This window comes from Afipia sp. GW823-FHT06G09, from assembly GCF_058794875.1.
In genome coordinates this window covers 903,794-919,811 of record NZ_JBXAHF010000001.1, presented here as the reverse complement: position 1 = coordinate 919,811, position 16,018 = coordinate 903,794, and the positions used below count along the sequence as shown (strand labels likewise).

Sequence of the window (16,018 nt, the reverse complement as noted above, 5' to 3'; positions counted from 1 at the left end):
CCATTGGCCCATACGGGTTAAGGTGCTGAATGACCGAGCTTTCCAACCGCCAGTCCGACATCCTGAACATTGCGCGCGCCTCCGGCCGGGTGACGGTGGAGGACCTGGCGCGGCGTTTTGAAGTCTCGGCGCAGACCATTCGCAAGGACCTGAACGATCTGTGCGACCGCCGTTCGATGACGCGGGTTCATGGCGGCGCGATCATCGCCTCGGGCGTCGAAAACCTGGCCTACGAGGCGAGACGGTTCGTCGCGGCGGAGGAAAAGAAGGCCATCGGTGCGGCGGCGGCAGCGCAGATTCCCAATGGCTGCTCGCTGTTCATCAATATCGGCACCACGACGGAAGAGGTCGCCAGCGCGCTGACGGCGCATGAAGACCTGCTGGTCATTACCAACAACCTGAACGTGGCGATGCTGCTCTATCGCCATCCGCGCATCGAGGTGATTGTCGCCGGCGGCACGGTGCGCCGTGCGGACGGTGCGGTGATCGGCTCGACGGCGAACAATTTGATCACGCAGTTCAAGGTCGATTACGCCATCATCGGCGCATCGGCGATCGACGAGGAGGGCGCGTTGCTCGACTTCGACTATCGCGAGGTGCAGGCGGCGCAGGCCATCATCGCCAATGCGCGTAGCGTGATGCTGGTGGCCGACAGCACCAAGCTCAGCCGCAACGCGCCGGTTCGCATCGCGCATCTCAGCCAGATCCATACCTTCGTCACCGACCTGCCGTTGCCCGCCAGCCTCCAGGCCATTTGCAGCAGCCGGGGCATCGAAGTCATCGCGGCGATGCCCGACAAGCCCGCTGACGTGGCCTGACGGCCTTCAGCCGATTCCGCCGCGTGCTGGTTCGGCTTGTGGACAGTTGGCACTCGCTTCTTGCTTGTCTGGGGTTCTTGGAGCCGTAACTCCCTCACATATCTTCACTTTTCCCGAGTGCTGGCGCCTCTGCCTGCACATTCATCACGCTGCTTGCTTTCGTTTTAAGTTGTGATTTAATCCAATACGAAAGCGAAATCGCTATAAGTGAAAATAGCGAGCGCCGGGGAGAGACGTTGGACAAGGTTTTCGACCTCGCAATCATCGGCGGAGGCATTAACGGCTGCGGCATCGCCCGCGACGCCGCAGGCAGGGGCAATTCCGTGTTCCTGTGCGAGATGAACGATCTCGCCAGCGGCACCTCATCCTGGTCGAGCAAGCTCATCCATGGCGGCCTTCGCTATCTCGAGTATTACGAATTCCGCCTGGTCCGCGAGGCGCTGCTCGAGCGCGAGGTGCTTTGGCAGATTGCCCCGCACATCATTCGCCCGCTGCGTTTCGTGTTGCCGCATCACGCGGGACTGCGTCCGGCGTGGCTGCTGCGGCTCGGCCTCTTCATGTACGACTATCTCGGCGGACGGCGTTTGCTGCCGGCGACGCGCACCGTCAATCTGGCGCGCGATCCGGTCGGTCAGCCTCTCGCCCCCGGCCGATTCACCAAAGGCTTCGAATACTCCGACTGCTTCGTCGATGACGCGCGCCTTGTGGTTCTCAACGCGCGCGACGCGGCGGATCGCGGCGCAGTGATCCGCACGCGAACCCGCGCAGTCGAGGCGCGGCGGCTGGATGACTGCTGGCAGGTGATGCTCGCAGACACCGTCACCGGGGCACAGAGCAGCATCAAGGCGCGGGCGCTGGTCAATGCCGGCGGTCCATGGGTCGAGGATGTACTGAGCCGGCGTGCCGGTATCAACGCCAAGGCCAAGGTGCGTCTGGTGCAGGGCTCGCACATTGTCGTGCCGCGCCTGTACGACCACGATAACGCCTACACGTTCCAGAATGCCGATGGCCGCGTTGTGTTCGTCATTCCGTTCCAGAACGATTTCACGCTGATCGGCACCACCGATCGCGACTACGACGGCGATCCATCCAAGGTGAAAGCCTCGCCTGAGGAAATCGCCTATCTGTGCCAGTCGGTGAACGACTATCTCGCCAAACAGGTGACGCCCGCCGATGTCGTGTGGGCCTATGCGGGCGTGCGTCCGCTGTACGATGACGGCGCCAGCGAAGCGAAGGCTGCGACGCGCGATTATGTGTTCGAGTTCGATGCCCCGGGCGGGTTGCCGTTGCTGTCGATCTTCGGTGGCAAGATCACGACCTATCGCCGCCTGTCCGAAGAGGCGCTGGAACGGCTGGAGCAATATCTGCCCGGCGAGGCCAAACCCGCCGGCTGGACCGCCACCGCGCCGCTGCCCGGCGGCGATCTCGATGTGTCCGCGATCCCGGCACTGGCGGATGAATTGATCCGCGACAATTCGTTCCTGTCGCGCTCCCTCGCGCTTCGTCTCGCGCACGCCTATGGTACGCGCGCCAGCAAGGTTCTCGATAAGGCGTCGTCGGCGGCGGATCTCGGGCAGTTGTTCGGCGACACGCTGACGGAACGCGAAGTCCGCTATCTCATTGCGCATGAATTTGCGCGCACCGCCGAGGACATTGTCTGGCGACGGTCCAAGCTGGGCCTGCGTCTGTCCGCCGATCAAGTGAAGGCGCTCGACGACTGGATCGACACGCATCGCAGCGGCCTCGACCGGCCGCTGAAGGAAGCGGGAGGCCGTGCATGAGCGTCACCCTCGATAAGGTTTCGCGCGAGGTCAACGGGGTTCCCTGGATTCGGGATGTCTCGCTGACACTTGAGCGCGGAACATTGAGCGTGCTGCTTGGCCCGACGCTGGCGGGCAAGACATCGATCATGCGGCTGCTCGCCGGGCTCGACAAGCCGACATCCGGCCGCGTGCTGGTCGACGGCAACGACGTCACCGGCTTCGATGTGCGCAAGCGCTCGGTGGCGATGGTCTACCAGCAGTTCATCAACTATCCGACGCTGACGGTTTACGAAAACATCGCGTCCCCGCTGCGCGCGCAAGGCGTCGCGCGTGACGAGATCGAAACCCGCGTCAGGAGCGCAGCGAAGCTGCTGAAGCTCGAGCCCTATCTCAACCGGACGCCATTGCAGTTATCGGGCGGTCAGCAGCAGCGCACCGCCATCGCCCGCGCGCTGGTGAAAGGCGCGGACCTCGTGCTGCTCGATGAACCGCTCGCCAATCTCGACTACAAGTTGCGCGAGGAGCTGCGCACCGAACTGCCGCGCATCTTCGAGGAGTCCGGCGCGATCTTTGTCTATGCGACGACCGAACCCTCGGAAGCCCTGTTGCTGGGGGGCCGGACCATCTGCATGGGGGAAGGACGGGTGCTGCAGGCCGGTGCGACGCCGCAAGTCTACCGGCGTCCTAACACAGTAGAAGTGGCGGAGGTTTTTTCCGATCCGCCGCTCAACACCGTCGGCATCGAGAAGAAGAACGGATCAATCTTCTATTCCGGCGGCGAACGCGCGTCGGTGGCGGGTCTCTATGAGGGCTTGAGCGACGGCGCCTACAATGTCGGATTCCGCGCGCATCAGCTTGAAGTGGCGGCCCCATCCAACGGTCGCCATGCATTCGTCACCACCGTCAGCGTGACCGAGATCACCGGCTCCGAAAGTTTCGTGCATCTCAAGCGTGAAGGTTACAACTGGGTCGCGGTGCTGTCGGGCATCCACGAATTTCTGCCGGGGCAGGAACTCGATGCCGTGCTCGATCCGAACGACCTGTTCATTTTCGATCAATCCGGCCGGCTCGTCGCCGCGCCGGCGGCGCGGTGAGGGCATACCATGGCTCGCATCGATCTTGTCGATCTGGCGCATTCCTACGGCGGCAACGCTGCGGACCGGGCGTCCTATGCGCTGAAGCCGATGACCATGACCTGGCGGCAGGGCGGCGCCTATGCGCTGCTGGGTCCGTCCGGCTGCGGCAAGACCACGCTGCTGAATATTATCTCCGGGATCGTGACGCCGTCGCACGGCAAGGTGCTGTTTGACGGCAAGGACATTACTCACGCCACCACACGCGAGCGCAACATCGCGCAGGTGTTCCAGTTTCCGGTGATCTACGACACGATGACCGTGGGCGAGAACCTCGCGTTTCCGCTCAAGAATCGCGGGCTGCCGCGAAACGAGATCGATGCACGGGTGACAGAGATCGCCACGCTGCTCGACCTCAAGCCGTATGTGAACCGCAAGGCCGTGCGGCTCAGTCCCGACGCCAAGCAGAAGATTTCGCTGGGACGAGGCCTGGTCCGCTCCGACGTGGCGGCGGTGCTGTTCGATGAGCCACTGACGGTGATCGATCCGCATCTGAAATGGGAGCTGCGCTCGAAGCTCAAGGCGCTGCACCAGGCGCTCGATCTGACGATGATCTACGTCACTCACGATCAGACCGAGGCATTGACTTTTGCCGACACCGTCGTGGTGATGCACGACGGCAGCGTGGTGCAGAGCGGGACGCCGGAAGAACTCTTCGCAAAGCCCGCGCATACCTTCGTCGGCTATTTCATCGGGTCGCCCGGCATGAATATCGTGCCCGCCGAGGTGAAGGGCAATGAGGCGAGGATCGACGGTCACACCATCCGGCTGAACCGGACCTACGACAGCCTGCCGCTTGGCGCGAAAATCGAGATTGGCGTCCGGCCCGAATTCGTTCATGTCGCGGCGCCTGCGCCCGGTCTGCTGTCGGCGCAGATTGAGCGGATCGACGATCTTGGCCGCGTGCGTTTCGCGCGTGTGCGCATCGGCGATGTGAAATTCGCTGCCCGCGTGCCGAACGGTTTCTCCTTACCCGACAACACCGCCGGACTGGTGTTCGATCCAGCCCATATTCACGTCTATGCCGACAGTCGTCTGGTTGAAGGGCGCGCGTGATGGACAAGACGATCAACAACAAGGCCTGGTTCCTGGTACTGCCGGTATTCCTGATCGTGGCGTTCTCCGCGATCCTGCCGCTGATGACCGTTGTCAACTATTCGGTGCAGGACACTTTCGGGAACAATCAGTTCTTCTGGAATGGAGTCGGCTGGTTCAAGGAACTGCTCGATCCCTCGACCGACCTTGGGGACCGCTTCCTCGCGTCGCTCGGGCGCAACCTGCTGTTCTCGGCGATCATCCTCGCCATCGAGGTGCCACTCGGCATTCTGGTCGCGCTGTCGATGCCGCGCGAAGGCTGGCGGGTTGCGGCGTGCCTTGTGATCCTGGCGTTGCCGTTGCTCATTCCATGGAACGTGGTCGGCACTATCTGGCAGATCTTCGGCCGTCCCGACATCGGCCTGATGGGCTACGTGCTGAACAAGATGGGATTCGACTACAACTACGTGTCAAACAGCTTCGACGCGTGGTGCACCATCATCGTCATGGACGTCTGGCACTGGACCAGTCTCGTCGCGTTGCTGTGCTACGCAGGTCTGAAATCCATTCCCGATGCGTACTATCAGGCCGCGCAGATCGACGGCGCGTCGCGCTGGGCGGTGTTCACCGCGATCCAGATGCCGAAGATGAAGCGCGTGCTGCTGATCGCGGTGTTGCTGCGCTTCATGGACAGCTTCATGATCTACACCGAGCCGTTCGTCGTCACCGGCGGCGGTCCCGGAAATTCAACGACCTTTGTGTCCATCGAGCTGGTCAAGATCGCGCTCGGGCAATTCGACCTCGGCAAGGCGGCCGCGCTGTCGATCGTCTACAACCTCGTCATCCTGATCGTGTGCTGGGTGTTCTACACGGTGATGACGAACGCCGACAATGAACGCGCGCAACCGGCGGGAGGTGCATGATGCATACGATTCCCGGACGCCGCATCATTCTCGGACTGTTCCTGATTTTTCTACTGTTGCCGATCTACTGGCTCGTCAACATGAGCTTCAAGACCAACACGGAAATCGTCACAACCATGACGTTGTGGCCGAACAATCCGACGCTGGTTCACTACAAGCGCATCTTCACGGATTCGAGCTGGTACTCCGGCTACATCAATTCGCTGAAATACGTCCTCATCAACACCATTCTGTCGATCTCCTTCGCGCTGCCCGCGGCCTATGCCTTCTCGCGTTACCGCTTCCTCGGCGACAAGCATCTGTTCTTCTGGCTTCTGTCGAATCGTATGGCGCCGCCGGCGGTGTTCGCGCTGCCGTTCTTCAACCTGTACTCGGCGATCAATCTGTTCGATACGCCCTGGGCGGTCGCGCTGGCGCACTGCCTGTTCAATGTGCCGCTGGCGGTCTGGATTCTCGAAGGTTTCGTGTCGGGCGTTCCGAAAGAGATCGACGAAACCGCATTCCTCGACGGCTATTCGTTTCCGCGCTTTTTCGTGAAGATCCTGATGCCGCTGATCGCGAGCGGCATCGGCGTCGCGGCGTTCTTCTGCTTCATGTTCTCGTGGGTCGAACTGCTGCTGGCGCGCACGCTCACATCGGTGAACGCCAAGCCGATCGCCGCGACCATGACGCGCACGATCTCGGCATCCGGCATGGACTGGGGGTTGCTGGCCGCCGCCGGCGTCCTGACCATCATTCCCGGCGCACTGGTGATCTGGTTTGTCCGCAATTATATCGCGCGCGGCTTCGCGCTGGGACGGGTGTAACCATGGAACATATCGCATGGATGGCCTGGACGGCACCAACGGCGATCTTCTTCTGCCTGCTGGCGGGAACGCTTGGAGCCATGACCTGGCTCGCGGTGCGCTACCCCGAGGCCGAGCGCGTCGGAATCCTGCATATTCCGACCACGCGCGGCGACAGGCTGTTCATTTCGCTGATTGCCACGGCGGTCATTCATCTTTTGTGGATTGCATTTGCGGGCACGAACCCGATTGCGACGCTCCCGATCGGCGAGGGCGTCGAGGTCTCGAGTTTGTGGATCGCTACCGTAATTTCCATCGTGTCGGCCGTTGTCATATTTCGCAACGTCTAGCGGGTGGAGAAAAGGCAGATCCGTGGATCAACCCGGACCTGAAGTTGTGTTTTCAACGGAGGAAACCATGCGACACGTTACAAAAAGGAATCGTCTTTTGACGATGACAAGCGCGGTGGCACTGATTGCGGCGTCGGCCGCGATCAGCGCGCCGGCTTTCGCAGACGAAGCTGCGGCGAAGAAGTGGATCGATGCCGAGTTCCAGCCTTCGACGCTGTCGAAGGAAGACCAGATGAAGGAGATGCAGTGGTTCATCAAGGCCGCTGAGCCTTTCAAGGGCATGGACATCAATGTCGTCTCGGAAACGATCACGACGCATGAGTATGAAGCCGGTACGCTGGCGAAGGCGTTCACCGAAATCACCGGCATCAAGGTCAAGCACGACCTGATCCAGGAAGGCGACGTCGTCGAGAAGCTGCAAACGCAGATGCAGTCGGGCAAGAACGTCTATGACGGCTGGATCAACGACTCCGATCTGATCGGCACCCACTTCCGCTACAACCAGACCGTGGTTCTGTCGGATTACATGACGGGCGAGGGCAAGGACGTCACCGATCCGATGCTCGACGTCGATGATTTCATCGGCAAGTCGTTCACCACCGGACCGGACGGCAAGCTTTATCAGTTGCCGGATCAGCAGTTCGCGAACCTGTACTGGTTCCGGTACGACTGGTTCACCAATCCGGACTACAAGGCGAAGTTCAAGGCCAAGTATGGCTACGAGCTCGGCGTGCCGGTGAACTGGTCCGCCTATGAAGACATCGCCGAGTTCTTCACCAACGACATCAAGGAGATCAACGGCGTCAAGGTCTATGGCCACATGGACTACGGCAAGAAGGATCCGTCGCTCGGCTGGCGGTTCACCGACGCCTGGCTGTCGATGGCGGGCAACGGCGACAAGGGCATCCCGAACGGCAAGCCTGTCGACGAATGGGGCATCCGCATGGAAGGCTGCCGTCCGGTCGGTTCATCCGTCGAGCGCGGCGGCGACACCAATGGACCGGCGGCGGTCTACTCGATCGTCAAGTATCTCGACTGGCTGAAGAAGTATGCCCCGCCGCAGGCGCAGGGCATGACCTTCTCCGAAGCCGGCCCGGTTCCTGCGCAGGGCAATATCGCCCAGCAGATCTTCTGGTACACCGCCTTCACCGCTGACATGGTCAAGCCCGGTCTGCCGGTGGTGAATGCCGACGGCACGCCGAAGTGGCGCATGGCTCCGTCGCCGCATGGATCGTACTGGAAGGAAGGCATGAAGCTCGGCTATCAGGACGCCGGCTCCGTGACCTTGCTCAAGTCGACCCCGGCAGACCGCCGCAAGGCTGCCTGGCTCTACCTCCAGTTCATCAACTCCAAGTCGGTGAGCCTGAAGAAGAGCCACGTCGGTCTCACGTTCACCCGCGAGTCTGACATCTGGGACAAGTCGTTCACCGAGCGTGCGCCGAAGCTCGGTGGTCTGGTCGAATTCTACCGCTCGCCCGCGCGCGTGCAATGGACCCCGACCGGCAACAACGTGCCTGACTATCCGAAGCTGGCTCAGCTCTGGTGGCAGAACATCGGCGATGCGTCGTCCGGTGCGAAGACCGCGCAGGCTGCGATGGACTCGCTGGCGGCGGCCCAGGACTCGGTGCTTGAACGCCTCGAGAAGTCGGGCGTACAGGGCGCCTGCGGACCGAAGCTCAACAAGAAGGAAACCGCCGAGTTCTGGTTCGCCAAGTCGGAGAAGGACGGCAACATCGCTCCGCAGCGCAAGCTCGCAAACGAGAAGCCGAAGGGCGAGACCGTCGACTACGACACCCTGATCAAGTCTTGGCCGGCCACCCCGCCGAAGCGGGCCGAAGCGAAGTAAGCTCAACCAACCTCCCTGCGCTTAACAATTGCGCACAACTTGAAGGCCGGGAGAAATCCCGGCCTTTTTCCTTTTGATGCAGCGCACTCTTGCGGGTGTTGTTGACACGCCGTCACCGTTTGGGGTCTGATTGCTGAAAATGCTCGTGCAAAAACGCATAGCAAGTCGACACAAGAACTAAACAAGGCGATCGATAGGATCGCGGCGTGACCAAATGCGATCGCTAGAATCGCGGCACGTGGGGGAGGGTGACCAAGAATGCTGGACTTTGTTCAGCAGTTGGTGAGCGGTATTGCGCTCGGCTGTGTCTATGGCCTGATCGCGCTTGGCTTTGTTCTTGTTTACAAGGCCACCGAAGTCGTCAACTTCGCGCAGGGCGACCTGATGATGCTGGGCGGGTTCTTCGCCTTCACCTTCATCAGCCTTTTGGGTTTCAATTACTGGCTTGGCTTTGTCGCCGCTGTCGCGGCGATGGCACTGTTCGGCATGCTGGCCGAACGCCTCGTGGTGCGGCCGATCCTCGGCTATCCGCAGTTCTCCATCATCATGGCCACCATCGGTCTTGGTTTCTTCCTGCGTTCGGTCGCGGGCATGATCTGGGGAACCGACGATCTCAAGATCGAAACGCCGTTCAGCCATGGGGTGCTGCGGCTTGGCAGCCTGGTGCTGGCCCACGACAAGCTGTCTGTGATCGCTGCCACGGTCATTCTTTGCGGCGTGCTCTATCTCTTCTTCAACAAGACCACCCTCGGCACTGCGATGCGTGCAAGCTCCGAGAACATGCTCGCCGCCTATTACATGGGCATTCCGGTCAAGCGCGTGGTGTCGATCGTCTGGGCGATCAGCGCTGCGGTGGCGACCTGCGCGGGCGTGCTGCTTGCGCCCATCACCTTCATTCACTCGAATGTCGGGCTTGTACTCGGATTGAAAGCATTTCCGGCGGCCGTGCTCGGCGGATTCGGATCAATTCCAGGCGCAGTGGTCGGCGGAATCCTGATCGGCGTGATCGAGAGCATGGCCGGATTTTATCTGCCGCAGGGATGGAAGGACGTCGCCCCGTACATCGTGCTGCTCGCGGTCCTGCTGTTGAAGCCGGAAGGCATCTTCGGGATTCACGTGCGGAAGAAAGTCTGAGGGGCGCCGCATGCGGTTTTTGTTCAAGACCGATTACAACGACGATATCCGGCTGGTGCCGCATAGCGGTTACCTCTGGTCCTATGGGGCATTGCTGATCCTGCTGGTGATCGCGCCGTTCACGCTCTCAAGCTATCTGATGAGCCAGCTTGTGTTTGTCTGCATTTACGCCACCGTTGGCGTCGGATTGATGATCCTCACGGGTTTCACCGGGCAGGCGTCACTGGGGCATGCGGCGTTCCTCGCCATTGGCGCCTACACGACCGGGTATCTGCAACAGCTCGGCGTGTCGTTTCCGGTGTATTTCCTCGCCGCCGGCATCCTGACCGGGATCATCGGCGCGATGGTCGGATTTCCGGCGCTGCGGCTGCAGGGCATCTATCTCGTGATAGCCACGATTTCCTTCGCGTTGATCGTGGAAGAAGTGCTCGCGCGGTGGGAAAGCGTCACTCATGGCAATGACGGCATGCGGATCAAGACCATCCAGCTACTCGGCAACAGCGTGCCGCGCGACAGCCCGACATTCTACTACCTTTGCCTCGGGCTTCTGATCCTTGTCATAGTCGGCACGCTGAACCTGATGCGTTCGCCAACAGGCCGCGCGTTCGTCGCGATCCGGGACAGCGAAACCGCCGCCAAGAGCATGGGCATCAACGTTTCGCGCTACAAGGTGAAATCGTTCGCGCTGAGTGCGGCGATCACGGGTTTTGCGGGCTGTCTGTTCGCCCACAAGATGTCGTTCATCAGCCCGGAAATGTTCACGCTGCAGCTCTCCATCGAATTCATCATGGTGATTATCATCGGCGGCGTGCTCAGCCTGCATGGCGCCGTACTCGGCGCGATTTTCATCGTGATGGTCGATCCGTTCCTGACCTTCCTGAAGGACGATATCCCCGGCGTCATCGCGGGACTTGCGGCGACGTTCGGTGCGGGAGCCGAGCAGGCGGCGCATATCAAGGCGAACATCTCGGCGATTGCCTCGGCGAACGGCCTGAAGGGCGCGATCTACGGCCTGATCATCATGCTGTTTATTCTGTTCGAACCCTACGGCATCTATGGCCGTTGGCTGAAGATCAAGCTCTTCTTCCAGCTTTTCCCGCTCTACAAGCGCGCGACCTTCAAGCGGCAGAAGATCTACGTGAAGTCGGAGCGGAACCGATGAGCTGTTTCCGTGCCGAAAATCTCTCGCTGCACTTCGGTGGCCTGAAAGCGGTGGACTCGGTCAGTTTCGCCGTTGAGAAAGGTGAAGTCCTTTCCATCATCGGGCCGAACGGGGCGGGCAAAAGCTCGATCTTCAACCTGATTTCGCGGCTTTATCAGCCAACCTCGGGGAAGCTGTATTTCGAGGATCAGGACATCACCGCCGCACCGCCCTATGACATTGCGAAACTTGGCATTGCGCGCACCTTCCAGAACATTGAATTGTTCGAGAACGCCACTGTTCTGAGCAACCTTCTGGTCGGGCGGCACCGGCACTCGACCACGACCCTATGGCAGGAGCTGCTGTTCCTGCCGAATGTCCGCCGCGACGAAAAAGCGCATCGGCGCCGCGTAGAACAGGTGATCGATTTTCTTGACCTTGCCGCCCATCGGGACAAGCTCATCTCCGGGCTGCCGTATGGCGTGCGCAAGGTGATCGAACTGGCCCGCGCGCTGTGCACGGAGCCGAAGCTGATCCTGCTGGATGAGCCATCATCCGGGCTGAATGTGGAGGAGACCGACGACATGTCGTTCTGGATCCGCGACATGAAAACCGAACTCGGCATCACCGTGCTGATGGTCGAGCACGACATGACGCTGGTCAATCGCGTCTCCGACCGGGTGATCGCGCTGAACTACGGCCGTGTGCTGGCGATGGGCGCGCCCGCCGAGGTGCAGGCGCATCCCGATGTCGTCGCCGCGTATCTGGGCACATGAGGATTGAGCTCAGATGGTAAAGCGTAAACTATCGATTTTTTGCTTCACCTCTCCCCGGCGGGGAGAGGTCGGCGCGCAGCGCCGGGTGAGGGGGATCGATATTTCCGTTCTAGCATTGAACCCCCTCACCCCAACCCTCTCCCCCAAGGGGAGAGGGAGTACATTACGCCGCGTTCGTGTTGCGAGGACGATGTCATGAGCAGCCACGACATCATTCTCAAGCTGAGCAACATCGAAAGTTACTATGGGCCGATCATGGCCATCCGCGGCATCAGCCTTGAAGTGCCGCGCGGCAAGATCGTCACGCTGCTCGGCGCCAACGGTGCGGGCAAGACCACGGTGCTCAAGACCATCTCCGGCATTCTCGATCCGCAAAAAGGCTCCATCGAATTCAAGGGCCAGCCGATCCAGCGCATGGAAGCCGACAGGATCGTGCGCCTCGGCCTCAGCCATGTGCCGGAAGGCCGCGAGGTGTTTCCATTTCTCAGCGTGCGCGAAAACCTGATGATGGGTGCCTATCCGCGCAAGGATCGGGATGGCGTCGCCGCCGACCTTGAACGGGTCTACGGCTATTTCCCGCGCCTGCGCGAGCGCATCAATCAGCCCGCAGGACAACTCTCCGGCGGCGAGCAGCAGATGCTGGCCATCGGCCGCGCGCTGATGAATCGCCCGGCCTTGCTGCTGCTGGACGAGCCGTCGCTCGGCCTGTCGCCGCTGTTGGTGAAGGAGATCTTCACCATCATCAAGCGTGTCAACGAAGAGCAGGGCATGTCGATCCTGCTGGTGGAGCAGAATGCGAAGGTTGCGCTGGAAACGGCGCATTATGGCTATGTGCTGGAAATCGGCCGCGTGGTGATGAACGACACCTGCGAGCGGCTGATGCAGTCGCAGGACATTCAGGAATTCTATCTCGGCGCCAAGGAAGATGGCGCGCGTGGCGAGCGGCGCTGGAAGAAGAAAAAGACCTGGCGATAAAGACTGGCGATAAGGCTTGGCGATAAGCCAGGCGCGACGAGCTGAAGTCCGGCGACAAGACCGGATGGAAAAAAGACGGGAGAGAACGAGCGCCGCCTGATCCGCGGCGAAGACAGGGAGCGAGCTATGGCGAGACCCGCAGTGATCACCGTCGCGGACACCATCGCGAAGAGTTTTCTGCTGGCGGTTGAAACGCGCGGCGACAAGCCGGCGATCCGGGAAAAGCATCTCGGCGTCTGGCAGTCGACGAGCTGGCGGCAATGGCTGCAGACAGCGAAGGAAATCGCCTATGCGCTCCATGCGTCCGGCTTCAAGCCCGGCGACGTCGCATCCATCATCGCCAACGCCACGCCCGAATGGGTGTTCGCCGATATGGGCGTGCTCTGTGCGGGCGGCGTGTCATCCGGCATCTATCCCACGGACTCGGCCTCGCAGGTCGAATACCTGATCAACGATTCGCGAACCAAGGTGATCTTCGCCGAGGACGACGAGCAACTCGACAAGATTCTGGCCTGCCGCGCGCGCTGCCCGACGCTTGAAAAGATCGTCGTGTTCGACATGGAAGGCCTGAGCGGGTTCACCGATCCGATGGTGATGTCGCTGGACGAGTTCATGGCGCTCGGCCGCAATCACATGCAGGGCCGCGAGGCGCTGTGGAACGAGATGATCGACAGCCGCGGCCCGAACGATCTGGCCATCCTCGTCTACACGTCCGGCACCACGGGGCCGCCGAAAGGCGCGATGCATTCCAACCGCAGCGTCGTGCATCAGATGCGCCATGCCGATCATTTGCTGGTGCCGACCGATCATGAGGAGCGGCTGGTGTTCCTGCCGCTGTGCCATGTCGCCGAGCGGATCGGCGGCTACTATCTCTCCATCGCTGTCGGCTCGATCATGAATTTCGCCGAAAGCCCGGAAACCGTGCCGGACAATCTGCGCGAGGTGCAGCCGACGGCGTTCCTCGCGGTGCCACGAATCTGGGAGAAGTTCTATTCGGCGATCACCATTGCCCTGAAGGATGCGACCCCATTCCAGCAATGGATGTACCGCCATGCGCTCACCATCGGACAGCGCCTGACCGATTACAGGCTGGAAGGAGAGACGCCGCCGCTGCATTTGCGGTTGGCGGGGAAGGCAGCCTACTGGCTGGTGTTCCGCAACATCCGCCGGATGCTCGGGCTCGACCGCGTCCGCATCGCGTTTACCGGCGCTGCGCCGATCTCGCCCGATCTAATCCGCTGGTATCTCGCCATCGGCCTCGATATGAGGGAGGTCTATGGCCAGACCGAGAACTGCGGCGTCGCGACGCTGATGCCGAACGAGCGCATCAAGCTCGGCTCGGTCGGCAAGGCCGCGCCATGGGGTGAAGTGATGATCTGCCCGAAGGGAGAAATCCTTATCAAGGGCGATTATCTGTTCATGGGTTATCTGAATCAGCCCGAAAAGACCGCCGAAACCATCGACGAGAATGGCTGGTTGCACACCGGCGATGTCGGCACCATCGACAACGAAGGCTTCGTCAAGATCACGGACCGGATGAAGGATATTATCATCACGTCCGGCGGAAAGAACATCACGCCGTCGGAGATCGAGAACCAGTTGAAGTTCTCGCCCTATATTTCGGACGCGGTGGTGATCGGCGACAAGCGGCCGTACCTCACTTGCCTGGTCATGATCGACCACGAGAACGTGGAGAAGTTCGCGCAGGACTACGACATTCCGTTCACGAACTACGCAAGCCTGTGCCGCGCCCCGGAGATTCAGGATCTCATCAGAAAGGAAATCGAGGCGGTCAACGCGAACTTTGCCCGGGTTGAAACCATCAAGAAATTCCATCTGATCGAGCGGCAACTGACGCCTGAGGATGAGGAGCTAACGCCGACCATGAAGCTGAAGCGCAGCTTCGTGAACAGGTCCTATGCGGCCGAAATCGAGGCAATGTACCGGGCTGGGGCGATGGCGTAAGCTCCTCCGATCATTACGGCAACCAAGGAAAAGGATTCCGCGGCCTGCAAGGGCCGTTCAACGGCGAAGATAACAAGGCCCGGCCTTCGCTGAAAATGGGCCAACAGAGAGGAGACCGCTATGTCGAAATCGTTCAAGGCGTTGGGCCTTGCGGTGGGTGCGCTCGCGCTGACCCAGTCGCCGGCCTTCGCGCAGACCAAGGTGACAAACGAGGGCATTTCGCCGACCGAGATCGTGGTGGGTTCGCATCAGGATTTGTCCGGCCCGATCAAGGGCTGGGGCGTGCCGGTTGCCAACGGCCTGAAAATGGCGGCCGATGAGATCAATGCCGCCGGCGGCATCAACGGCCGCAAGATCAAGCTGATCGTGGAAGACTCTGGCTACGATCCGAAGCGCGCGGTGCTCGCCTCGCAGAAGCTGATCGAGAAGGACAAGATCTTCGCCATGGTCGGACCGATGGGCTCGCCCACCGTGCTCGCTGCGCAGGACATTTTGTTCGACGCGGGCGTGTTGCAGCTTTTCCCGCTGACCGCGGCCGAATTCACCTTCAAGTTCGATCCGGCGAAACCGCAGGAACGGCTGAAGTTCAACAACATTCTTCCTTATGTTGAAAGTACGCGTGCCGCGCTCAAGCACATGATCGAATGGAAGAAATTCGCCAAGCCCTGCATCATGCATCAGGATGACGAATACGGCAAAAGCGTGCTCGACGGCTTCAACCAGCAGACGGCTGCGATGAAGCTGACACCGGCTTCCGTCACCAGCTACAAGCGGGGCGCATCCGACTTCAGCGCGCAGGTTGCGAAGATGAAATCTGACGGTTGCGATCTCGTGGTGCTTGGAACCGTGATCCGCGAAACCATCGGCGCGATGGGTGAAGCCAAGAAGCTCGGCTGGGATGTGACGTTCCTCGGCGCAACACCGACCAACGTCCTCGAAGTTCCGGCGCTCGGCAAAGAGGCTGTCGAGGGTCTGTATGCCGCCGCCGGTTTCGAGATTCCCTATCCGGACACGGCGAAGGGCAAGGCCAAGGACTGGCTGGACAACTACAAGAAGGCGTTCGGCACTGACGCGAACACGCAGGCGATCATCGGCTACAATGCGATGATGACCTTCGCGCATTACGTTAACAAGGCGGGCAAGGATCTGACCGGCCAGAAGGTGCTCGATGCGATGGAATCCGGCGATGTGTTCCAGGATATCTTCGCTTCGCCGCCGACCAAGTTCTCCAAGACCAACCATCTGGCCAGCACGGTGACGCAGGTTCAGCAGGTCAAGGGTGGCCGCTGGGTTCTGGTGAAGGACGGCCTGATGTTCTGAGCAGGCCGCTCTGAAACGACATCGCGTGCGCGGTTGCCCGTGCACGCGATTTTA

The 16,018-nt window shown here is 60.8% G+C and carries 14 protein-coding genes; all 14 read left to right on the top strand.

The window, feature by feature from the left end; all coding sequences use genetic code 11:
- Window positions 1–29 precede the first annotated feature (29 nt).
- The 14 genes from AC1Q67_RS04580 (at window position 30) to AC1Q67_RS04515 (ending at window position 15,964) form a co-directional block, all read left to right on the top strand.
- Window positions 30–818 carry a DeoR/GlpR family DNA-binding transcription regulator gene (locus tag AC1Q67_RS04580; RefSeq protein ID WP_492235024.1) on the top strand — a complete coding sequence of 263 codons (789 nt, stop codon included), beginning with the start codon at window positions 30–32 and terminating at the stop codon, window positions 816–818.
- 236 nt (window positions 819–1,054) lie between these two features.
- Window positions 1,055–2,599: a glycerol-3-phosphate dehydrogenase gene (gene glpD / locus AC1Q67_RS04575; RefSeq protein ID WP_492235025.1), complete on the top strand. Its 1,545-nt coding sequence runs from the start codon at window positions 1,055–1,057 to the stop codon at window positions 2,597–2,599.
- A complete protein-coding gene (locus AC1Q67_RS04570) occupies window positions 2,596–3,675 on the top strand; it encodes an ABC transporter ATP-binding protein (RefSeq protein ID WP_492235026.1) in 1,080 nt (359 codons plus the stop codon). The genes glpD and AC1Q67_RS04570 overlap by 4 nt, the downstream gene beginning before the upstream one ends.
- Before the next feature lie 9 nt (window positions 3,676–3,684).
- Window positions 3,685–4,770 carry an ABC transporter ATP-binding protein gene (locus AC1Q67_RS04565; protein ID WP_024576284.1) on the top strand — a complete coding sequence of 362 codons (1,086 nt, stop codon included), beginning with the start codon at window positions 3,685–3,687 and terminating at the stop codon, window positions 4,768–4,770.
- Complete coding sequence (locus AC1Q67_RS04560; protein ID WP_492235027.1) at window positions 4,770–5,672, top strand: carbohydrate ABC transporter permease; 903 nt, start codon at window positions 4,770–4,772, stop codon at window positions 5,670–5,672. Before AC1Q67_RS04565 ends, AC1Q67_RS04560 begins: the two co-directional genes overlap by 1 nt.
- On the top strand, window positions 5,672–6,478 hold the full coding sequence (locus tag AC1Q67_RS04555; protein WP_006021619.1) for a carbohydrate ABC transporter permease: 807 nt from the start codon (window positions 5,672–5,674) through the stop codon (window positions 6,476–6,478). The genes AC1Q67_RS04560 and AC1Q67_RS04555 overlap by 1 nt, the downstream gene beginning before the upstream one ends.
- Before the next feature lie 2 nt (window positions 6,479–6,480).
- Complete coding sequence (locus AC1Q67_RS04550) at window positions 6,481–6,807, top strand: DUF2160 domain-containing protein (protein ID WP_492235028.1); 327 nt, start codon at window positions 6,481–6,483, stop codon at window positions 6,805–6,807.
- A 103-nt stretch (window positions 6,808–6,910) separates the two neighbouring features.
- A complete protein-coding gene (locus AC1Q67_RS04545) occupies window positions 6,911–8,653 on the top strand; it encodes an ABC transporter substrate-binding protein (protein WP_024576281.1) in 1,743 nt (580 codons plus the stop codon).
- Window positions 8,654–8,911: 258 nt separating this feature from the next.
- On the top strand, window positions 8,912–9,787 hold the full coding sequence (locus AC1Q67_RS04540) for a branched-chain amino acid ABC transporter permease (RefSeq protein WP_492235029.1): 876 nt from the start codon (window positions 8,912–8,914) through the stop codon (window positions 9,785–9,787).
- Between the two features lie 10 nt (window positions 9,788–9,797).
- Window positions 9,798–10,949 carry a branched-chain amino acid ABC transporter permease gene (locus AC1Q67_RS04535; protein WP_492235030.1) on the top strand — a complete coding sequence of 384 codons (1,152 nt, stop codon included), beginning with the start codon at window positions 9,798–9,800 and terminating at the stop codon, window positions 10,947–10,949.
- Window positions 10,946–11,704, top strand: coding sequence for an ABC transporter ATP-binding protein (locus tag AC1Q67_RS04530; protein ID WP_492235031.1), 759 nt, complete (start codon window positions 10,946–10,948; stop codon window positions 11,702–11,704). The genes AC1Q67_RS04535 and AC1Q67_RS04530 overlap by 4 nt, the downstream gene beginning before the upstream one ends.
- A gap of 195 nt (window positions 11,705–11,899) precedes the next feature.
- Window positions 11,900–12,679, top strand: coding sequence for an ABC transporter ATP-binding protein (locus AC1Q67_RS04525; RefSeq protein WP_492235032.1), 780 nt, complete (start codon window positions 11,900–11,902; stop codon window positions 12,677–12,679).
- Window positions 12,680–12,805: 126 nt separating this feature from the next.
- The gene (locus tag AC1Q67_RS04520; protein ID WP_492235033.1) at window positions 12,806–14,644 is read left to right on the top strand and encodes an AMP-dependent synthetase/ligase; all 1,839 of its coding nucleotides are present in this window, start codon (window positions 12,806–12,808) and stop codon (window positions 14,642–14,644) included.
- A gap of 120 nt (window positions 14,645–14,764) precedes the next feature.
- Window positions 14,765–15,964: an ABC transporter substrate-binding protein gene (locus AC1Q67_RS04515; protein ID WP_024576275.1), complete on the top strand. Its 1,200-nt coding sequence runs from the start codon at window positions 14,765–14,767 to the stop codon at window positions 15,962–15,964.
- The last annotated feature ends 54 nt before the right edge of the window (window positions 15,965–16,018 follow it).